The sequence below is a fragment of the Myxococcales bacterium genome, from assembly GCA_016720545.1.
In the GTDB taxonomy this organism is placed as follows: Bacteria; Myxococcota_A; Polyangia; order Polyangiales; family Polyangiaceae; genus JAAFHV01.
Map to the genome: position 1 here is coordinate 229202 of JADKKK010000011.1, position 20046 is coordinate 249247.

General features: G+C 69.6%; 17 protein-coding genes. 10 read left to right on the plus strand and 7 right to left on the minus strand.

Annotated features, from left to right (window positions below):
- Positions 1-60: 60 nt before the first annotated feature.
- On the minus strand, positions 61-2124 hold the full coding sequence (locus IPQ09_20505) for a serine protein kinase (protein MBL0196559.1): 2064 nt from the start codon (positions 2122-2124) through the stop codon (positions 61-63).
- Positions 2125-2516: 392 nt separating this feature from the next.
- Between IPQ09_20505 and IPQ09_20510 the strand changes: the two genes are divergently transcribed.
- The 3 genes from IPQ09_20510 (at position 2517) to folK (ending at position 5377) form a co-directional block, all read left to right on the plus strand.
- On the plus strand, positions 2517-4169 hold the full coding sequence (locus tag IPQ09_20510) for a hypothetical protein (GenBank protein ID MBL0196560.1): 1653 nt from the start codon (positions 2517-2519) through the stop codon (positions 4167-4169).
- A gap of 69 nt (positions 4170-4238) precedes the next feature.
- Positions 4239-4835, plus strand: coding sequence for a hypothetical protein (locus IPQ09_20515; protein MBL0196561.1), 597 nt, complete (start codon positions 4239-4241; stop codon positions 4833-4835).
- Positions 4814-5377: a 2-amino-4-hydroxy-6-hydroxymethyldihydropteridine diphosphokinase gene (gene folK, locus IPQ09_20520; GenBank protein MBL0196562.1), complete on the plus strand. Its 564-nt coding sequence runs from the start codon at positions 4814-4816 to the stop codon at positions 5375-5377. Before IPQ09_20515 ends, folK begins: the two co-directional genes overlap by 22 nt.
- Here folK and IPQ09_20525 read toward each other — a convergent pair.
- Both IPQ09_20525 and IPQ09_20530 read right to left on the minus strand, forming a co-directional pair.
- Positions 5374-7311 carry a sigma 54-interacting transcriptional regulator gene (locus tag IPQ09_20525; protein MBL0196563.1) on the minus strand — a complete coding sequence of 646 codons (1938 nt, stop codon included), beginning with the start codon at positions 7309-7311 and terminating at the stop codon, positions 5374-5376. The two genes, folK and IPQ09_20525, sit on opposite strands and share 4 nt — an antisense overlap.
- A 63-nt stretch (positions 7312-7374) precedes the next feature.
- Complete coding sequence (locus IPQ09_20530) at positions 7375-8184, minus strand: hypothetical protein (GenBank protein MBL0196564.1); 810 nt, start codon at positions 8182-8184, stop codon at positions 7375-7377.
- 74 nt (positions 8185-8258) lie between these two features.
- Between IPQ09_20530 and IPQ09_20535 the strand changes: the two genes are divergently transcribed.
- Together IPQ09_20535 and IPQ09_20540 are read left to right on the plus strand one after the other, a co-directional pair.
- Positions 8259-8429, plus strand: coding sequence for a hypothetical protein (locus IPQ09_20535; GenBank protein ID MBL0196565.1), 171 nt, complete (start codon positions 8259-8261; stop codon positions 8427-8429).
- A gap of 333 nt (positions 8430-8762) precedes the next feature.
- Positions 8763-9164 (plus strand): hypothetical protein, encoded by a 402-nt coding sequence (locus tag IPQ09_20540; GenBank protein MBL0196566.1) that lies wholly within the window; start codon positions 8763-8765, stop codon positions 9162-9164.
- Positions 9165-9297: 133 nt separating this feature from the next.
- On the opposite strand, the gene IPQ09_20545 is transcribed toward IPQ09_20540, so the two are convergent.
- The 3 genes from IPQ09_20545 to IPQ09_20555 are packed head-to-tail and all read right to left on the minus strand — an operon-like array spanning position 9298 to position 12340.
- Positions 9298-10491, minus strand: coding sequence for an FAD-binding oxidoreductase (locus tag IPQ09_20545; protein ID MBL0196567.1), 1194 nt, complete (start codon positions 10489-10491; stop codon positions 9298-9300).
- On the minus strand, positions 10488-11387 hold the full coding sequence (locus tag IPQ09_20550) for a 3'(2'),5'-bisphosphate nucleotidase CysQ (GenBank protein ID MBL0196568.1): 900 nt from the start codon (positions 11385-11387) through the stop codon (positions 10488-10490). Before IPQ09_20550 ends, IPQ09_20545 begins: the two co-directional genes overlap by 4 nt.
- Complete coding sequence (locus IPQ09_20555; GenBank protein MBL0196569.1) at positions 11384-12340, minus strand: aldo/keto reductase; 957 nt, start codon at positions 12338-12340, stop codon at positions 11384-11386. Before IPQ09_20555 ends, IPQ09_20550 begins: the two co-directional genes overlap by 4 nt.
- Positions 12341-12531: 191 nt before the next feature.
- Between IPQ09_20555 and IPQ09_20560 the strand changes: the two genes are divergently transcribed.
- On the plus strand, positions 12532-13710 hold the full coding sequence (locus IPQ09_20560) for an ester cyclase (protein MBL0196570.1): 1179 nt from the start codon (positions 12532-12534) through the stop codon (positions 13708-13710).
- 110 nt (positions 13711-13820) lie between these two features.
- Here IPQ09_20560 and IPQ09_20565 read toward each other — a convergent pair whose 3' ends face one another.
- Positions 13821-15419 carry a hypothetical protein gene (locus IPQ09_20565; protein MBL0196571.1) on the minus strand — a complete coding sequence of 533 codons (1599 nt, stop codon included), beginning with the start codon at positions 15417-15419 and terminating at the stop codon, positions 13821-13823.
- Positions 15420-15643: 224 nt separating this feature from the next.
- Here IPQ09_20565 and IPQ09_20570 point away from each other — a divergent pair, with 224 nt between their 5' ends.
- The 4 genes from IPQ09_20570 to IPQ09_20585 all read left to right on the plus strand — a co-directional run.
- Positions 15644-16876 (plus strand): sensor histidine kinase, encoded by a 1233-nt coding sequence (locus tag IPQ09_20570; GenBank protein ID MBL0196572.1) that lies wholly within the window; start codon positions 15644-15646, stop codon positions 16874-16876.
- 528 nt (positions 16877-17404) lie between these two features.
- Complete coding sequence (locus IPQ09_20575; GenBank protein MBL0196573.1) at positions 17405-18058, plus strand: VWA domain-containing protein; 654 nt, start codon at positions 17405-17407, stop codon at positions 18056-18058.
- Positions 18055-19287 carry a protein phosphatase 2C domain-containing protein gene (locus IPQ09_20580; protein ID MBL0196574.1) on the plus strand — a complete coding sequence of 411 codons (1233 nt, stop codon included), beginning with the start codon at positions 18055-18057 and terminating at the stop codon, positions 19285-19287. Before IPQ09_20575 ends, IPQ09_20580 begins: the two co-directional genes overlap by 4 nt.
- Positions 19241-20046 (plus strand): hypothetical protein (locus tag IPQ09_20585; GenBank protein ID MBL0196575.1); only part of this gene is annotated, 806 nt, incomplete at its 3' end. The genes IPQ09_20580 and IPQ09_20585, both read left to right, overlap by 47 nt.

A 20046-nucleotide genomic window follows, 5' to 3' on the forward strand; every position in this document is an offset into this window, starting at 1 on the left:
GCGGCGCGGCGCGACGCGAGCGCTCGATCGCGCCGCGCCGCGTCGCCGGGTCGCTCGGCGCTACTCCTTCGCGTCGCCACGCGCGAAGATCGACGCGACGTAGTTCAGCACGTCGGTCGCCGACACCTCGTTGTAGCCAAAGTTCTTGATGAGCCTCGACTTGATGATGTCGATCTTCTCCTGGGTGTCTTTGTCGACCACCGCGGAGACGAGGGTCTTCAGCTTGATGCTGTCCTTCTGATCCTCGAAGAGCTTCAGCTCGAGCGCGCGACGGAGCCGGTCGTTCGTGTTCCAAGCGAAGCGCTTGCCGTCGACGGCGAGCGCCCCGATGAAGTTCATGATCTCGCGGCGGAAGTCGTCCTTCCGGTTCTCGGGGATGTCGATCTTCTCCTCGATCGACCGCATCAGCCGCTCGTCGGCCTCCTCGTCTTGCCCCGTGTAGCGGTTCTTGACCTTCTCCTTCAAGGTGAAGGCCTTGATGTTATCGATGTAGTTTGCAGCCAACTTGGCGATCGCGTCCTCGTCCGCGCTGATGGCGCGCTGGACCTCGTTCTTCACGATCTCCTCGTACTCGCGCTTCACGATCCCCGTGATCTCTTGGAACTTCTTCCGCTGCTCGTCGCTCGTGATGAGCGAGTGGTGGCGCAGCCCCTTGTCGAGCTCGTTCAGCACCATGAACGGGTTGATCGTGCCCTCGCCGGACTCGTTGACGAGCGCGTTCGAGATCTTGTCCTGCACGTAGCGCGGGCTGATGCCCTCCATCCCCTCGCGCTTGGTCTCCTTGCGGAGCTCCTTCACCGTGTCTTGGGTGTACCCGGGCAGCACCTTGCCGTCGTAGAGCTTGGCCTTCTGGAGCAGCGACAGGTTGTGCTTCTTCGGATCCTCGAGGCGCGAGAGCACGGCCCACAGCGCCGCCACCTCCACCGTGTGCGGCGCCACGTGCTTGCCGCGGATCTTCTTCGGGGAGAAGTCCTTCTCGTAGATCTTCATCTCCTCGGTGAGCTTCGTGATGTACGGGATGTCGATCTTGATCGTGCGGTCGCGCAGGGCCTCCATGAACTCGTTGTTCAGGAGCTTCTTGTACTCGGCCTCGTTGGTGTGGCCGATGATGACCTCGTCGATGTCGGTCTGGGCGAACTTCTTCGGCTTGATCTTCCGCTCTTGCGAGGCGCCGAGCAGGTCGTAGAGGAACGCGACGTCGAGCTTCAGCACCTCGATGAACTCGACGATGCCGCGGTTGGCGATGTTGAACTCGCCGTCGAAGTTGAAGGCGCGCGGGTCGGAGTCGGACCCGTACTCGGCGATCTTCCGGTAGTTGATGTCGCCGGTGAGCTCGGTCGAGTCCTGGTTCTTCTCGTCCTTCGGCTGGAACGTGCCGATGCCGACGCGGTCCTTCTCGGAGAGCACGAGGCGGCGCACGCGCACGTGGTTCTGCATCACCTTCGCCCAGTCGCCGGAGTACCGGGTCATCAGGTGCTTGAAGATGTAGCGGCTCGCCGGGTCGAGATCGCCCTCGACCTTCACCCGGAACGCCTCGCTCGACAGGCCGAGCTCCTCGATCGCGCGGGCGCGCCACTCCGGCGGGATGAGGCGCAGCGGCTCCTCGTTCATGGCGCTCGGGAACACGTCCTGGTCTTTGCCGGCGAGATCGGTGCCCGCGAGCTTCACCCAGTCGAACGAGTACAGCGCGCCGTCGGTCGTGCGCGAGTAGGCCTCGGTGCCCTGCTTGAGCAGCCGCGCGATGGTGCTCTTCGAGGAGCCGACCGGCCCGTGCAGCAGGATGACGCGCTTCTCTGGGCCGTAGCCCTCCGAGGCGGCCTTGAGCACGTGCACGAGCCGCATGAGCGGGATGTCGAGGCCGAACACCGCGTTCTGGCCCTTGTTCGCGTCGTCGCGAAAGAAGTTGTACCGTACAAGCTTCTTCTTGTTGTCGATGTACTCCTCGCTGCCGTGCGAGATGATCATGTCGTAGATGCGCTGGTAGGCGTTGCGCGTCACCTGCGGTCGCTTCCGGACGACCTCGAGGTAGTCGTCGAACGACCCCTCCCAGGTGAGCTCGCGGTAGAGCTCGTAGTCCTGCATCGCCGCGATACGGTCGGTCATCTGGCTCTGGGTCGTCGCCATGGGTCTCCTCGGCAGTCGGCGCGGGAGACCCGCACCGAGGGCCCACGAGTAGACGGGACGAACCCGGTCTTGCGCAAGCGCGGAGTGTGCGCCTTTTCCAGGGCGCGACGCGCGCGGGCGAGCGCGGGCGCGTCGCGCGGGGGCGCGCGCGCGAGACGCACCGTCCGCGTCACGTCGTCCCGTGAAGGGGCGTTCACGGCGTCGAGGCCCCATCGCCAAGGGCGCCTCGTGCGGCGACGGAGGGGAGCGTGATTCAGCTATCATCACGTATACTTGACGGCCCACCTCGGTGCCGAGGGCCGCAACCCTCCGGCGGCGCCCCGTGGGTGCGAAGTTTGCTTCTCTCGCTTGCACGTCCATCCGCCCGCACGCACCTTGTTGGCAGGAGCCCCATGCACGCCCCCGTCCGTCGCCTCCCTCGCGCTCGACCTCCTCTGGCCCCGGTCGCCGCCCCGACCGCCGCGGTCGCGCGCCGCTCCGTGGCCCGCGCCTTCGCCGGCCTCCTGGGCGTGCTCACGGCGCTCGCCGCCCTGGGGCTGGTGGGCTGCGGCGGTATGATGGACGAGGCCGCGTACCCCGAGGCGCCCCTGCCCGACCCCCGGGTCGCCCCGCAGGCGCCCCCGGCCGAGCAGGTGCCTCAGCCCGCGCAGGCCGCGCAGATCGAGGCAGCGCAGCCCGAAGAGGTCGCCGTCGGCCCCGTGCCCGAGGCCTACCCGGAGCCTGCTGGCGGCGGCGGCGACGGCGTGGTGGGCGGCGACAACGACACCTACCGCGAGACCGATCCGAGCGCCCTCACCGAGTTCCGCACCACCCTCGATCCCTACGGCGCCTGGGTTGACGACGAGACCTACGGCACCGTGTGGGTGCCGGCCGCCCACGTGGTGGGGCCCGACTTCACGCCTTACGTCACCGCCGGCCACTGGACCTACGAAGACGGCTACGTCTGGGCCTCCGACTACTCGTGGGGCTGGGCGCCCTTCCACTACGGCCGCTGGGTGTACGTCGGCGGGCGCGGCTGGGCGTGGATCCCCGGGCGGGTCTACAGCGGCGCCTGGGTCGTCTGGCGCGCGGGCCCCGTCGGCTTCGGGTACGTGGGCTGGGGGCCGGCGCCGCCCATGTGGACGTGGCGCGGCGGCTACGCCTACGGGTTCCGCGGGGGCTACCGCACCCCGTACTATTTCTGCGAGAACCGCCACGTGTTTCACCCGCAGGTGTCGGGCCGGGTCGTGCGCGGGCCGCTCGCGGGCGACATCGGCCGGCGCACCGAGCCGTACGTCCCTGCGCAGCCGCGCGTCGGCGACCGCGTCGCCGCGAACCCGGGCGTCGTGCCCGGCGGTCCGGGCGGTCCGGGGGGCCGCGTGGGCGCGGCCCCGACCACGACGCCTACGGGGCTCCGCCGCGGCGCCGCCGGCCCGACGCTGAGCCACCTGGCGCTCGATCCGGCGAAGGCGCCGCGGCCGGCGCCCACCGATCGCTCCGTGCGCGCCTTCGACTTCGCCTCCCCGCGCACCGCGGTCGCGCTCGGCGCGCGCCCGCCCAGCGTCGCCCCGCGGCCCGTGGGGGCGCTTGGCGGCTCGGGCGTGAGCGCGGCCCAAGGCCCCGCGCGTATCGGCCCGCCAGCGGCCGCGATGCCCCCGCAGCGCGACCCTCGCGCCGCGCCCACGCACATCCAGCCCGGCCCCACCCGCCTGCCCCCGCTTCGCGCCGAGCCTCGCTACGCTCCGGCCGCCCCGTTCGCCGCCGCGCCCTACCGGGGCTCGCCTCGCTCGGCGCCCCTCGTGGAGCACCACCGTGATCCGGCCACGAGCTCGCCCGCCTTCTCCTCGCGAGCCGCCCCGACCACCGCGCGACCCGCCGCGACCTCGCGACCTTCCTCCTCGCCCTCCTTCTCCTCGCGACCTTCGTCCTCGCCCTCCTTCTCCTCGCGACCTTCGTCCTCGCCCTCCTTCTCCTCCCGACCCTCGACGTCTTCCCCGTCGTTCTCACCGTCGAGAGTCGCCCCCACGTCGCCCCCGCGATCGTCGCCGGGCCGGGTGCGGCGCTAGGGGCGAGACCTCTCTCTCTTTCCGCTTATGTTCCAACGACTTCCGTTCGCCGCCGTCCGCAGGAGCCCCATGCGCCCCCTCTCGCTCACTTTCTCGTTCGCCGCCGCTGCGCTGCTCGCCGCGCTGACCGCCACCACGGGCTGCGTCATCGAGTCGTCCTCCACGTCCTCCGGGCGGGGCTATGGCGACGTCGGCACGCCGGCCCAGACGTCCCCCGGCCGAACCGGGCCCAGCCCCGTGCTCGTCGAGGTCGACACGAACGCGCGCCTCCAGGCCGATCCCGGCGCGGGCGTGGGCGTGTTCGTCGAGTACGCCGCCGGCGGCAAGTGGCACGTCTTCTGGTCTTGCGACACGAACCACACCCAGCGCACGTGCGACTATCAGGTGAAGGTGCGCGCGGCGCAGGGCAAGCTCTCCGGCGTCACCGACGAGTCCGGGCGCCCCGTCGCGACCACCTCGGGAGAAATCGCAGTCCGACGCACGATCGGCCAGCAGAATGACGGCGTTCGCTTCAGCGGAGAGCCGGGCGGCGTCGTCACGCTCGAGGTGACCCTCGACGGGCGCACCGACGACGTCCTCTTCTTCTTCGTCCAGAACGGCAAGCAAAACGGGGGCTACGAGGGCAACCTCACGAACCCGATCCAATTGCAGGGCAAGTCCCCCTGAGCGACCTGGGCCACGCCGATCCCCCGTCCGCGCCGGCGGCTCCGCCTCGCGCGGACGCGCTGGTCGCGGTCGTTGGGCTAGGCAGCAACCTTGGCGATCGCGAGGCGCACCTCGCCTTCGCGGAGGCCCGCCTCGAGGCCCTGGGCGACCTCACCGTGCGCGCACGCTCGTCGCTCTACGAGACGGCGCCTTGGGGAACCGTACCGCAGGGCCCCTACTTGAACGCCGCGCTCCTCGTCGCGTGGGGGGGCTCTCCTCGCGGGCTCCTCGATCGGCTCCTGGCGGTCGAGCGCGAGGCTGGGCGTGTGCGCACCGTGAGGTACGGCCCGCGCACCCTGGACCTCGACGTGCTCTGGATCGAGGGGCTCGCCCACCACGACGAAGCCCTCGAGGTGCCCCACCCGCACCTCACCGAGCGCGCGTTCGCCATGCTGCCGCTGCTCGAGATCGCGCCGTTCGCCCGCGATCCGCGGACGGGCGCGCCCTACGTCGCCGGCCCGCCGAACGGCGTGCTCGCGGTACGCCCCGCTCGGTGGCGCTAGAGGCCGAAGCTGCGGAGCTTTTTGTGCAGCCCCTCGCGCGTGATGCCGAGCGACTTGGCGCACGCGGTTTTGTTGTTTCCGTGCTCGCGCAGCGCCTCGATCAGCAGCCAGCGCTCGACCTGGTCCATCATCTCTTTGAGCGTGCCCTTCGTGGGCTTCACGCGGTCGAGCATTCCCTCGACCTGGCGCACGCGGGGCGAGAGCAGCTCGGGCGTCACGAAGCCGCCGGGGTCGACCTGAATGCACAGGCGCTGGACCTCGTTCTGCAGCTCGCGGACGTTGCCCGGCCAGTCGTAGCCCTGCAGCAGCTCCATGGCCTGCTGCGTGAAGCCGGCGGCGGGCCTCCCGAACTCGGAGCTGAAGCGCAGGAGGAAGTGCTCGGCGAGCGGCGGGATGTCCTCGCGCCGCTCGCGCAGCGGCGGCACGCGCAGCGGGAACACCTTGAGCCGGTAGTAGAGGTCCTCTCGGAAGCGCCCCTCGGCGACCTCCTTCTCGAGGTTGCGGTTCGTGGCCGCCACGATGCGCACGTCGACGCGGCGCTCGTGGGTTGCGCCCACGGGCCGCACCTCGCCCTCCTGGAGCACGCGCAGCAGCTTCGACTGCAGCGAGAGCGGCATCTCGGTGACCTCGTCGAGGAACAGCGTGCCGCCGTCGGCGATCTCGAACAGGCCCTTCTTGTCGTCGTGCGCGCCGGTGAACGCGCCCTTCTTGTGGCCGAACAGCTCGCTCTCGAGGAGGTTCTCGGGCAGCGCCGCGCAGTTCTGGCTGACGAAGAGCTTCTCGCGGCGACGCGAGCGGTAGTGCACGGCGGAGGCGACGAGCTCCTTGCCGACGCCGGTCTCGCCTTCGATGAGCACCGTGACCCGCGTGTCGACCACCTTGTCGAGCTGCCCGCTCAGCGCGCGCATCGGCGCGCTCTTGCCGACGATCTCCACGGGGCCCTTGCCGCCGGAGCGGCGGGTCTCTTCGCGACCCTTGAGGAACGCGTTCTCCTTGCGGAGCCGGTCCTCGGCGTTCTTCAGGCGACGCACGAGCCGCGCGTTCGCCACGGCGAGCGACACGTTGTTCGCCAGCACCGCCAAGATCTCGAGATCGGCCGGCGAGAACACCGTGGAGTCGGCGCGGTTGTCGACCTGGAGGATTCCGAGGATGTCGTCGCCCTTCCACAGCGGAATCCCCATGGTCGCGCGGATCTGGGCGCCCATGAGCGACTCGCTCTGGCTCACCTCACTCGCCGCGTCGGCCGCCAGAATCGCCGCACGCTCGGCGACCACCTTTCGGTAGATGCTGCGCGTCACCGGGATCGGGCCCTCGGGCGCGCCGCTCATCCCCCGCACGCGCGTCATGACCGGGACGTACGCCGCGCTGCCGCGGGCCTCCGCGTCCTCGTCGTCCTTGAGCACTACGGTGACGTGCGTCGCCGTCGTGACGAGGGCGAAGCACGCCTCGGCGATGGCGGTGAAGACCTCGGCCAAATCGGTGGCCGCGCCGATGGACTTCTGCGCCTGGTAGAGGAGCTTGAGGCGCCCCTCGTCTTTCTCGACGATGCTCGTGGCCGGGGCGAGATCCTCGATGCGGCGGAGCGCAAAGACCCGCGCGTCCGCGTCACCGGCGAGCACGAGCTGAAGCGCGACGCAGCGATCGCCGGAGCCGAGCTCGACGACGTCGCCATGCTTCACGGTCATCTCACGACCGCGCTCCTCCGAGAGCGCCGAGCGCACGCCGTCGCGGACGAGCCAGGTGCCGTTCGTCGACCGCAGGTCGCGGACCAGCACGCGATCTCCCACCACCGCGAAGCGCGCGTGGTCGCTCGAGATGTGCTCGTCGGGGAGCACCACGTCGTTGCCCTCTGCGCGGCCGAGGCGCACCGTGTCCTCGGCCGACGAGAAGGTCTGCCCCGCGAGGGCGCCGCGCAGCACGACGAGCTTCAACATGGTGGACGCTCCCTCGTGTGCATCGCTCGGCGGTCTCGGAGCTCGTGGTGGAGCATCACTGCATCACTGCGTCGCGCGCGAGCGGAGCTTGAGGGCGACCTTGACGACCGCGTCGTCGGCCTGCAGCAGCAGCTTGTTGCCGCTCGGCTTGTCCGCCGCGACGATCTTGTCGAGCGCGTCGGCGGCGGCCGCGTCGCCCTTGGGGGCGAGGTGGTCGATGGCCTCGACGAGCGCGAGCCGCACGTCTCCGTCCTTGATGCCGTCGACCTTCGCGAGCAGCGCCTGGCGGGTGCCGTCGTTGCCGAGCATCGCCGACATCCAGCAGGCCTTGATGGCGTAGGCCTTCGCCGAGAGCGGCGCGGACGGGATGGGTTCGTCAAGGATCTTGACGTAGCAGGCCGCGTCTTCCTTGCACTTCTCGAGCGCCTTCGAGGCCGCGGCGAACTTGTCCTTCTCGGTCGCGGGCCCGACGAGCTGGCCAACGACGATGCCGACCGATTTGGCCTGATCGTGCTTCATGAGCTTGATCATGGCGTCCATCGCGCCGGGCGCGATCTCGATCGCGGGATCGCCCTTCACGGCCGCCTTCTCCTTGATGACCCACTCCACGAGCTTCGCGTCGTAGAAGAGCGACGAGGCCTGGAGCAGGATGCCGCGTCCGTTCGCGCCACCCATGAGGGGGATGCCGGCCGTCGGCGTGAGCTTGCCGTATGCGGCCACGTACGCGTCGACGGTCTTCGCGTCGGACGGGAAGTGCACGAGGTTCATCGCCAGCACCGCGCGGTTCTGGTCGCTGTCCGCGGCCCCGAGAACGTCGACGAGCGCGTCGCGCCCGGTCGTGCGCGAGATGTACGCGATCGACTCGGAGAGCACCGCGAGGTGAGCCTTCTCCGGGAACTCGGCGCCGAGCTTGGCGAGATCCGGGGTCCGTGCCCTTCAGCGCGGCGATGAGGACCGGCTCGGCCTCCTTGGGGATCTTGAGCAGCGCGGTGCGCACGGTCGCGCGGAGATCGCCCTTGGTGGGCGTGAGCAGCACCGTCACGAGGGGCTTGGCCGCGGCCCCGAACTTGAGCTCGCCGATGATCTGGATCGCGGTCATCTGCCAGAACATGAGCTGATCGCGCATCGACTCCGGGTTCTTCGGGTCGACCGGACCCGCGAGCTTCTCCACGGCCTTCGGGCCGTACGAAGGGTGCTTGGCGGCGAGCACCGCGTCGTGCAGATCGGTGACCAGGTTGATCGAGTTGGTCTGCGAGGCGCGGAACTTCGAGAAGCAGTCCCAGAGCGCGTCGATGAGGCCCTGGTCGGTGAGCTTGCCTTGGTTGGCGAGGTTCTTGGTCGACTGCGCCGCGAACTTGACGTCTTCCTCGTTCTTCTTCGGCTCGTAGTCGCGGAACGCCTTCGCGAGCGCCGGCGCGGTGCGCGGGTCGTTCATGTCGGCGAGGAGCTTCATGAGCTCCTTGCGGGTCTTCTCGTCGGCGACGGTGCCGCCCGTGTACTGCTTGGTCAGCGGCTCGACGATGACGTCGAGGAGCGCCACGACCTTCGGGTCGTTGCGGTCGTTCTTCGCGTTCGAGAGCGTGTCGCCGAAGAAGCGGAGCAGGCGCTGCACGGCCGCGCCGCGCTGGGCCGGGTCGTCGAGGCGCTTCACCCAGGTCTTGGGGTCGTTCTCGTCGGCGCACGCCGTGAGCGAGGCGCCGGCGGCGAGCACGAGCGCGCCCCCGCCGAGCGCGGGCGCCGCGAGCGAGGCCACGAGCCGGAAGGCCGTCGACAGGAACCTGGAGCGATTTTCACGCGCCCCGGCGGGACGTGCGAGCTGGGCCTTCTTCATGCGTGGTTCTCCCCGGACGTAATCGGTAGGAACGCGGACGACTCAGCGGGCGAGGGCGGGCCGAGGGCGGGCCGAATGGCCACAAAACTCCGCGTCAATGCGCCATCAGGTATCGCCCGGGCGCGCGAGGGTGTCAACGCCGGTTCACCGCCCGCTCAGCCGATGATCATCGACTCACTGAGGAGCCGCCCCTCGGCGAAGCGCCGCAAGTTCCAGCGCTCGATGAGGGGCGACGAGTCCCCCGTGACCACATGGGCGGCGATGCGTTTGCCCATGACGGGCGCCATCATGAACCCGTGGCCCATGAAGCCCGAGGCTTGGTAGAAGCCGTCGACGTCGTCCACGTAGCCGACGATCGGGTTCTGGTCGGGCGTGAGATCGTAGCACCCCGCCCACTGGCGCAGCACCTTCACGTCGCCGAGCACGGGGCACGCGCGCACGAGCGACCGCGCGTAGTGGCCAAGGAACGCGAACGAGCTCCGCTGGTCGACGCCCTCGGGCACGCGCTCGAGGCCGATGCCGCCCACGATCTCGCCGCGGGTCGACTGGCTGAAGTAGAGCCCGTCGGTGAGGTCGGCCACGAGCGGCTTGAGCCAAGGCTTGAGCGGCTCGGTCGAACAGATCTCGTGACGATGGGGCTTGTTGGGCAGGCGCACGCCGAGCATCGCCGCGAGCGCGGGCGACCACGCGCCGCAGGCGTTCACGACCCGCCGCGTGCGGATGAGCGCGCGCTCGTCGACCGCCCCGCCGACGACCGCGCCCCCGTCGGGTGAGCGGCGCTGCACGCGGACGCCTCGCAGCTCGCGACCCTCGGTCTCGAAGCCCGTCACCTCGGTGAACGTCGCGATCTCGACCCCGAGCTTCTGCGCGGCGTTCGCGAACCCCCACACGAACGGCCACGGAAACACCACGCCGTCGTCGGGGTTGTAGCTCGCCGCGACGAGGCCGTCGGTGTCGAGCTCGGGCACGAGCTTGCGCGCCTCGCGCGGGGTCAACATTCGGCTCGAGAGTCCGCACTCGTTCTGCACCTTGCAGCTCGCCTCGAGCGCGCGACGACGCTCCTCCGAGCGCACGAGGAAGAGATAGCCCCCCTGGCGGAGCCAGACGTTGATCTTCATCTCGCCCGCGAAATCGCGGCACATCGAGATGCTCTCGCGCATGAGGCGCACGTTCGCCTCGCTCGACCACTGGGCGCGCACGCCGCCGCCGTTCCGCCCGCTCGCGCCGCCGCAGAGGTAGCCCTTGTCGAGCACGGTCACGTTCGTGTGGCCGAGCTTCGCGAGGTGGTACGCGATCGACAGGCCCATGATGCCCGCCCCCACGATGACCGTGTCGGCGGAGTCTCTCACGAGGGCGCGCTCCGACACGCCCGTGAGGGCGACGCTCCCGGCACGAAGGGCGCGAGCACCTCCACGCCGCGCCCGTGGAGCGCGAGCCCCGCCGCGAGGACGCCGCGCTCGTTCGCGAGGGTGGGGCGGCGATAGTCGATCGCGACGCCCGCCGCGTCGGTGAGGAGCCCCCCCGCGCCGCGCACGATCGCCTCCGGCGCGCAGCTGTCCCACAGCATGCCCGAGGGGCCCGGGTGGGCGTAGAAATCGAACGCGCCCGTCGCGACCTGGAGGGCCTTCAGGCCCGCGCTCCCGTAGGGCACGAGCTCCTTCGCCCCCAGGCGCGCGAGCACGGCGTCGGTCGCCGCGCTCTTGTGGGAGCGTGAGATGAGCCCGCGCGCGTCGCCGAGTGATTCTGTGGAAGATACATGAATTGGCTCGCGCCGGCCGCCGGGGAGCGCGCGCTCGGCGAACCCGCGCTCAGCGCCCTCGCCGAGCGACGCGCCGAGGAAGGCCTCGGCCCACGAGGGGCACGCGACGACGCCGACCGTGGCGCGCCCCGCCTCGGCGAAGCCCACCATCACGCAGAACTCGCCGTTCTTCGCGACGAACTCGCGCGTGCCGTCGAGCGGATCGATGAAGAACGCCGCGTCGGCCTCGGCGTAGCCCGCGTACGAGGCGGGATCGCTCTCCTCGGCCACGAGCACGACCCCCGGCGCGATCCGGCCGAGCGCGTCGAGCAGGAACGCGTTCGCCTCGTGGTCGGCGCGCGTGACCGGGTCGTCGCCGACCTTGAAGGTCACGCCCCGATCGGCCTCATGGTAAATTCTATTGACTATCTCTGCGGCGCCGAGCGCGGCGCCGAGCATCGCCTCGGCGAGCGCCCGCGCCGACGCCAGCGAGCGAGGCGCGCTCACGTCGACACCCCCACCTTCTCGAGCTCGCCGTAGAGCCGCGCGAGGTCGTCGTCGCGGAGATAACGCGGGCCGCCGCCGGTCTCGCGCACGAGCTCCTCGAGCTGCGTGACCGTGCGCGGCCCGAGCACCGCGGCGGAGACGACGTGGCTCGAGAGCACGAAGCGCACGGCGGCGCCCCGCAGCGTGAGCACGTCGCCGCGCACGAGGAACCGCAGCGCCTCGAGCTGGCTTATGCGGTGCTCGAGCTCGTAGCGGGTCCAGCGCTGCGAGCGGTGGTCTGTGTCGGGGAACTCGCGGTCGCGGGTCCAGAGGCCGGCGAGGACGCCGTAGTTCAGCACCGAGCGCGCGAGGACGCCGGGCCGACGCACCATGATGTCGCCGGTCTTCCGGGTGAGCGCTCCGGAGTGGAACACGTTGTAGGCGACCTCGACGACCTCGGCGCCCGCTTCGAGCGCCTGCTCGAGCACGTCTTCGCTGCCGCACGAGACGCCCACGTGCCGGATCTTGCCCTCGTCCCGGAGGGTCCGCAGCGTCGCGAGCGCGCCCGGGGTCTCGCCGTTGCCGACGAGCGCCTCGCGGCTCGGGCAGTGGAGCAGGTACACGCCGAGGGCCTCGACCCCGAGTCGGCGCAGCGAGCGCTCCACCGAGCCGCGCAGGAACTCTTCGTCGAAGCGCTTCATCGGCGGATCGATGCGGCGATCGGTGCCGCCCTTGGTGACGATGACGACGTCGTCGCGGCCCTTGCAGAGGCGGCCGAGCAGCCCCTCCATGCGCCCGCCACCGTACGAGTCCGAGGTGTCGAAGAGCGTGACGCCGATGTCGAGGGCGCGGGCGATGACCGCCTCCGCGTCGGGCTCGTCGACCGGGCCGTAGGCCTCGCCGGAGAGGCCCCAGGTCCCCAGCGCGAGCTCCGAGGTCACGAGGCCTGTCTTTCCCAGGGGACGCTGTCTCACACTCGATCACCTATCACGCCTGCACGCCAGCACGCCTGCATGCCTGCACGCCAGCACGCCTCGCCACGCCTGACCGCCGGCCCGCTTCGCTCTGCGCTTGACGGCCGCCCTACGCCAATGGATATCGATGCTCGCCGCGCGGGGAGCGCGGCAGCGGCGTCCTCGACGCCAGGAAGAACCGAAGGCTCCGAATGCGCCACTCCGCGTCCAGCTCTCTCGCTCTCGTGCTGCTGCTTGGCCTCGCCTCCGCCGGCTCCGCCGCGTGCGGCTCCGACCCGCCGCCCCCGCCGAAGGCCCCCGTGCCGACCGCGGCCACGGTGGACATGCCGCCCCCGCCCGCGCCGAAGGTGGAGGAGCCCGTGAAGGCGGAGCCGCCGAAGCCCACGCTCGCCGAGCTCCAGGCCAAGGCCATCGCGGGGTACCTCGAGGCGATGAACAGCCACGACGCGGCGAAGCTCGGCGCCCTCTACACCGACGACGCCGAGTGGAAGATGGCCGGCACGCCGCCCACCAAGGGCCGCGCCACGATCGAGGCGGAGGTCGCCAAGTTCTTCGCCTTCGCGCCCGACGTGAAGCTCGCGCCGAACCTCATTCTGTCGAAGGGCGACGTGACCGTGCTCCAGTACGCGATCACGGGCACCAACAAGGGCGACATGGGCCCCATCAAGCCCACGAACAAGCCCATCGGCTGGCAGGCCATGCACATCGCGTGGTGGACCCCCGAAGGCAAGATCCGCGAGGAGCACGCCTACTGGGACAACGGCACCATGCTGTCACAGATGGGCATCTCACCACGCAAGGCCCCCGCCATCCCGACGCTCGCCGCCTCGCCGCAGACCGTGGCCGCCTCGGGCAGCGAGGCCGAGACCAAGAACGTCGCGCTCCTCGGCACAATGTACGGCGCGATGGAGAAGAAGAGCGCGACCGACTTCCTCTCGCTCACGACCGACACCAGCGAGTGGATCGACAACACCCAGCCCGCGCCCTCCAAGGGCAAGGCGGACGCGCAGAAGTTCTTCGACAACCACATGAAGGCCTTCCCCGACGCGAAGATGACCGTGAAGTCCTCCTGGGGTATCGGCGACTTCGTGGTCACCGAGGCCCAGATGACCGGCACGAACACCGGCCCGCTCTTCGGGAGGCCCGCGACGAAGAAGGCCGTCACGATGGACACGGCCGACATCGTGCTCCTCAAGGACGGCAAGATGGTGAAGGGGTGGAGCTTCGCCAACGGCATGCAGGTCGCCGAGCAGCTCGGCATGCTCCCGAAGCACGGCGGCGGGAAGGGCCACCACGAGCACGGCAAAGGCGAGCACGGCAAGGGCGCGCCCAAGCCTGCCCCCAAGCCCGCTGCCCCCAAGAAGAAGTAAACCCTCGTCGTAGAACAGGAAAACGGCGCGCCTCCCTCGGGAGTGCGCGCCGTCTTCGCGTGGCCGGTGCCGTCACGCGCCGGTAGGCCGAGCGCCGACGACCCCGCGCGCTACGCCGACCGGCGACGTCGCCGCGAGCCCGCGAGGACCGCGAGGCCGAGCCCGCCGAGCAAGAGCGCGCTGCTCGTGCCCGCGCCGCTCGCCGACGTGCTGCACCCGCTCGACGAGCTGCTCCCGCTGCGCCCTAGATCGTTGTCGGGCCCCGCGCCGCCGCCGGTCGGGCCGACCGAGCCCTCGCTGCGCTGCGGAGGGGGCGCCGTGTTGGTGGCCGGGGTGGCGTTGCCCTCGAGGTCCGGGTCCGTCGCCGAGGGCCCCTCGGGCTCCTCAGGGTCAACGCCGGGCGGGTTGGGATCGTTCGGGTTCGGGGGAGGCGGAGGCGGCTCGGTGCCCGCGTCGTCGGCCGGAGGCGCCGAGTCCGCGGCGCTCGCGTCGGGCGTGCCCGCGTCGGTGCCCGCCCCGCAGGTGCCGATCGCGCTGCTGGTGCTCGAGCAGACCTGCCCCGTGGGGCAGCGGTTCCCGCTCGCGCCGCGGCATCCCGCCTGGCACACCTTCGCGGCGCCGCAGACGCGGCCCGACGTGGCCGAGCCGCAGTCGGAGTCGGTGTTGCAGCCGCAGGTCTTGTTCGCGAGGCAGGCCCCGCCCTTGCCGGACGCCTCGCAGTTGTCGAGCTTGCCGGCGGTGCACTCGACGCACTTGGTGAGGGCCGTGTCGCAGACGTTGCCGTTGCCGCAGTGGGTGTCAGCGAGGCAGTTGACGCACTGCTTGGTGGAAGGATCGCAGATGGGGAACGCGGGGTTCGTGCAGCCGCACACGCCGCCGTCCTGCACGGGGCCGGCGTCCTTCGGGGGCGGTGGGGCCGCGTCGGGCGCGGGTACGGGATTAGGCTTGCCCGTGTCCGGCGTCGACGCGTCGGAGTGGACCGTGCCGCCGCTGGTCGCGATGACGTAGGCGTCGGTAAAGCGCTTCAGCACCTTGAAGTAGAGGCTCGTGCCGCCGACGCCGGTCTTGCCGCCGCCCGACTCGCCGACCCACGGCGTGTACGTGTAGAGTGCAGCCGTCGCCGTGTTCTTCGGCACGATCTCGACGCCGTCCTGCGACTTCTTCGCGAGACCGACCTTCCACCCCGAGATCGTGGAGCCGCCGTTCGCCTGCTTGTCCATCGACCTGCGCAGCGAGCCGGCCGCGCACGCCGCCTGGTTCGCGAAGCCGAGGTACTTGGGGCCGCACACCGGGCTGTCGGGGCAGCCGCACCCGAACGCGATGTCGGTCGTGGCGGTCGAGGCCTGAGTCTTGGAGATGAGCCCTTGCTCGAGCTGGAGCCTCGCGAGCAGCGCGATGGGGCTCACCTTGTAGCGGGCGCCCTCGGCGTGGAGGATCTGCGCGGCGGTCTTGTTCTCCTCGGTGAACGACGCGAGGCCGGAGCGCGTGCCGTAGGGCGTCTTCTCGAGGAACTTCTGCACGTCGCCGACGGTCATGGTGCTCGTCGAGAGCTCCTCGTCGCTGATGACGTTGTTCTTGTCGAACTGGGCCTCGAGGGCGTCGTCTTGCGAGCCGCCCGTCGGCTCGTCCTCACTCAACGCGGAGCAGGCGACGCCGCCCAACAAGAGGCCGAATCCAAGGACGCGAGCGACAGTGCCGGAGGTTCGCATGGGGTTCTCTCGGGGTGCCATGGCAGCCGCACGGCTGCAAGGAGGAAACGTGCGACTTGTGAGCTTAGTCTCCCACATTTTTCGGCGCCAGATGGTGCTTCGGTGATCCGGTCAGCGCCGCCCCACCCGGCGAAACGCGGAGACTCGGTGCGGCGCCCCTTGCGCTCGAGCCGCGTCTGCCCCGCCGCCCCTCATGCGGCGTTCCCCCGTGCTAGATCCGCGCGATGAGCGACCCGCCTGACCTCGGGCTTCCGTCCCGAATCGTGCTCAACGATCCCTCGCCCTTCTTGTCCGCGGTCACGGCTTCGCCGTGGTCGCACGCCAACCTGGACGAGCTGGAGACCGTTGATATGTGGGCACTCGTCGCGCTGTGCGCCCTCGCGCGGCACGAGCGCTCCGAGGATGCGCGTTGCGACGTCTACCACCGCAGCGGCTCCGCAGCGGCTCGCTTCGCCCACGCGGTCGGATTCGACGCCGCCCGAGACGGCCGCGAGCCTCCTCGGTCGGAGGTCGAACGAACGGTCCCGATCCAACGGGTCACCTTCGGACAGGCGCGCGTCGCGGAACGAATCGCACGACTCGCCGTGCCGAGCGACGACGAGTCCGAGTCACGAGACGCGCTCGCATATGTCATCGATGAGCTGCTACGGAACGTGATTCAGCACAGTGGAGATCCGCTCGGCGCGGTCGTAGGCGCGCAGCGCATGGCTGCAGGAAGAGGCGACTACACTCGGGACACCGTCCAGGTGATCGTCGCGGATACCGGACGCGGCATCCTCGAGAGCCTGAGGCGCTTCCACAACGTGGAAACGGCCCAAGCGGCGCTCGAGAAGGCGATTCGTCCGCACATCTCAGGGACCTTTCCCGAGGGCCAAACGGGCAGTTTGAACAACGCGGGCCTCGGGCTGTTCTTCACCTCGGAGATGGCCAAGCTAACCGCCGGGCGCTTCCTGCTCGCCACGCGCGGAGCCAGCCTGCTGTTGACGAGTGACGATGCCGCAGGTACCCACCGCGCCCAGCTGCTTTCGCCGTCTGGCACGGGCTTCCCGGGTACGCTCGCCGTCTTCGAACTACCCCTCGAAGTCGTGGACCGCGATGCATTGCTCGACGTCATCCGAAATCGCGTCGACGAACGGACCCCGGGGCCCGGCACTCGCCGATGGTTGTCCTACGCGCCGCCGCCGCCCGACACCGAGCACCTGAGCGTTCGTGAGTGCTTGGACGATCCAGGCACGGCCGTTGCTTTTGGCGAGCGGGTTCGGGTCTTGGTAGCCGCCGGGCGCCCCGTGGCGCTCGACTTCCGAGACATGGGCATAGCCACCCAGAGCTTCCTCCACGCCCTACTCTTTCAGGCCGTCCGCGTCGGTTGGGCGATGGGCGCGCCCATCCACGTGATCGATGCGTCCAGCGCAGTTCGAAGTGGCCTCGACTACCTCGAGAGCTACGCGCTCAAGTAGCAAGCAGCACGGAGTAGCCTGGGTGCCGTCGAACCGGCGACGTCGCCGTGACATAAACGTACACACGACTGTTGTGCCGTGTTCAGAGACCGCTGTGACCCAGCGTCCCTGGTGGATCCAGGGCGAGCTCACGAGCCGCGCGCGGCGCGCGGTGAGCCTCGAGGGCGGCCGGTCGCTCGCGCAGGTCGGGGATCGAGGCTCGGGAGGCCCGATCAGGCCCCGCAGAGGTTGCCCGCGCGCCCGGCGTCGTTCCTCATCGACAGAGCCGCGCTCGGCGTGAGGCAGGAGGCGCGCGTTGCGTCAGCGAGGATGTGAGACCCGATGCGCCGAGGGCGCGCGCATTTCCCCCCGGTGGCTGGGCCTCGGGACGCCCTCGGTGGCCTCTGGCCCGGGCCCCGCTCGGTGGCGGGCTCTCCCCCCAACCGCCAGGTCCAAGGACGGAGGTCAGTTTTTCGAGTGGCCATTGACACCAACGTCGGTACCATCTGGGGAGCCCGGGGGGAGCCCGGACCTCCGGGAGATCCGATGATGAGCAGCCTCGACAAGATGGAATTCGCGATGAACCAGGAGCCACGGTGCGCCTGCGTTTTGCTCCTCGATACCTCCGGGTCGATGGCCGGCGCCCCCATCGATGCGTTGAACGCAGCGCTGGTCGACTTTCAGGAGACCCTAGCCAGCGACTCGCTCGCGCGGCTTCGCGCCGAGATCGCGATAGTCACGTTCGACGTCGTTGCCCACGTCGCGCAAGACTTCGTGACCGCAGATGATTTTCGTGCGCCCACGCTTGTCGCGAGAGGCACGACGGCCATGGGCGAAGGGATCACCAAGGCGATCGCCTTGATCGATGCACGAAAGGCGACCTACAAGGCGAATGGGATCGATTACTACCGCCCATGGCTCTTCCTCATCACGGACGGGGCCCCGACCGACGACATTGAGTCCGCCAGGAAGCTCCTGCGGGCCGCGGCGGGAGAGAGCAAGCTCGCGTTCTTCGCCGTGGGCGTCGCCGGTGCGGATATGGGCGTCCTGCGGAGTCTCGCCGTAGGCTACGAGCCGGTCCAGCTGTCTGGTTTGAAATTCCAGGAAATGTTCGTCTGGCTCTCGAGCAGCTTGCGGAAGGTTTCGCAGAGCAAGGTCGGAGACCAGACCCCCCTCGCGCCGCCTTCGACATGGACCGTGTGACGCGCGCGCAGGGCGTTGACGGTGTGCCGCAGTGGCGCGTGGTGGGCGCTTCCGTGCGGGGCTCAGGCCACGAACAGAGCGGTGCCGAGTGTCAGGACGCGCACGCGGTCGACGTGACGCTGGGGATGATGGTGGTTGCGGTAGCAGACGGAGCGGGCTCTGCCCGCTACGCGGCGTTGGGGTCGGCGGCCGCGGCGAGCGCCGCCCTTGACTCGGTCCGTGCCGAGCGAGCCCTGGGTCTCCCGCAGACCGAGAGCGCCTGGCGTGACTGCCTCGCCCGGGTCCTCGACGGAGCGCGCGAAAGGCTGGTCCAGGAGGCACGCGAGCACGGCGCGGAGCTGAGGGAGTTCGCCACCACACTGCTGGTCGCCGTGGTCACGCCAGAGCTCCTGGTCGCCGCCCAGGTGGGGGACGGCGCTATCGTCGAGTTCGATGACACCACCCCTCCCACCGCACTAACGCGTCCCGAGCGTGGAGAGCACGTGAACGAGACAACTTTTCTCACGTCGGAGGGTGCTGTCGAACAGGCGCAGTACGCCTTTCGCGCAGGAGCCCCGCGTACGCTGGCGCTCTTCACCGATGGCCTCCAACGCCTCGCGCTGCAGATGCCTCACGGGACCCCTCATCCGCCGTTCTTCGCAACCCTCATCGACTTCATGCAGGAGCGTCGAGGTGGAGCCGGCAGAAGAAGGTTTCCCGGCGGTTCCTCGGTGTCCGCACGGGTCCGCGAGCGCACCGACGACGACATCACGCTGGTCTGGCCCCCTTGTCGCCCCCAGCCGCGAACGCGCGTGATCGCGAGGTGCACGAGGCGGGTCGATCGGTTCGATCCCGCGACGCTGAAGGTGATTGGCAGCGGCGGCGAGGGCAAGGTTTGCGAATTTCCGCCCGACCCATCGCTGGTGGTGAAGTTGTTCAAAGAGCCCACCGACGAACATCGGCGGAAGCTCAGCGCGATGATCAAGAATCCACCCGCCGACCCGACGTCCGAGCGTGGTCATCGCAGCCTGGCATGGCCGATCGAGCTCGTCGTGAACGACGACGGCGGCGAGGTGCTCGGGTACCTCATGCCGAGGACGGCAGCGGGAATGCGCCCGCTGGTCGACGTGTACACCCCGAAGCGACGCCATCAGGTGCTCGCCGGCTTTCACTACCGCTACCTGAGCCAGACAGCTGGCTTCGGTGTTCGAAGCACTTCATTCGAAGGGTTACGTCGTCGGGGATGTTAACGAATCCAACGTCTGGGTCGGCGAGAACACGCTGGTTACCCTCATCGACACGGACTCGTTTCAGGTGCGAGGTGACAATGCGGGCGAAGTCTACCGGTGTTTCGTCGGTAAAGATGAGTTCACCCCACCGGAGCTTTCCGATGTGCCGTTCAAGGACGTCGAGCGAACGCGAGAGCACGACCACTTCGGGCTCGGGGTCTTGATTCACTACCTCCTGCTCGGAACACACCCGTTCCAGGGAACTTACCGTGGCCCCGGTGAGGCTCCGAGGATGAAGGAGAAGATCGCCAAAGGACTACTCCCGTACAGTATCCGGCGGAGCGTACCTCTTGACCGGGAGTACCCGAGCGTGCCGATCGATGTGGTTCATCCCGACCTTCAGAGACTGTTCATGAGGTGCTTTGACGATGGCCACGCCGAGCCACTGCTTCGGCCGACCGCCCGTGACTGGCGCCGCGGGATCGCAGCAGCTCTCAAGGAACTTGGCCCCTGCAAAGCGCGAGCGCACCACTTCTATGGGAGCCATCTTCCGGAGTGCCCTTGGTGCGAGCACGTTCCAGACCTGTTTCCTGATCCTCCGACCGGCCGAGTGGCAACCGCCCGCGTCGTTGACGCCGGGGGCGCGACCAAGGGCACGACCGGCACGACCCCGTCCGGCGGAGCGACCCGAGGCACAGCCACGCAGGCAGTGTCAGGCAGGGTCAGAGTGGTGGGAGCGGGGAGCCCCGGGATTAGGCCTTGGCAACCCGTCCAGCCTCC

Bases quoted from the DNA above. Each gene is read 5' to 3' on its own strand.
- IPQ09_20560 (MBL0196570.1), top strand. From the start codon at position 12,532: ATGCGCCACTCCGCGTCCAGCTCTCTCGCTCTCGTGCTGCTGCTTGGC.
- IPQ09_20510 (MBL0196560.1), top strand. From the start codon at position 2,517: ATGCACGCCCCCGTCCGTCGCCTCCCTCGCGCTCGACCTCCTCTGGCC.
- IPQ09_20505 (MBL0196559.1), bottom strand. From the start codon at position 2,124: ATGGCGACGACCCAGAGCCAGATGACCGACCGTATCGCGGCGATGCAG.
- IPQ09_20565 (MBL0196571.1), bottom strand. From the start codon at position 15,419: ATGCGAACCTCCGGCACTGTCGCTCGCGTCCTTGGATTCGGCCTCTTG.
- IPQ09_20540 (MBL0196566.1), top strand. From the start codon at position 8,763: ATGAGCTCCTTGCGGGTCTTCTCGTCGGCGACGGTGCCGCCCGTGTAC.
- IPQ09_20515 (MBL0196561.1), top strand. From the start codon at position 4,239: ATGCGCCCCCTCTCGCTCACTTTCTCGTTCGCCGCCGCTGCGCTGCTC.
- IPQ09_20525 (MBL0196563.1), bottom strand. From the start codon at position 7,311: ATGTTGAAGCTCGTCGTGCTGCGCGGCGCCCTCGCGGGGCAGACCTTC.
- IPQ09_20570 (MBL0196572.1), top strand. From the start codon at position 15,644: ATGAGCGACCCGCCTGACCTCGGGCTTCCGTCCCGAATCGTGCTCAAC.
- IPQ09_20575 (MBL0196573.1), top strand. From the start codon at position 17,405: ATGAGCAGCCTCGACAAGATGGAATTCGCGATGAACCAGGAGCCACGG.
- IPQ09_20535 (MBL0196565.1), top strand. From the start codon at position 8,259: ATGAGGACCGGCTCGGCCTCCTTGGGGATCTTGAGCAGCGCGGTGCGC.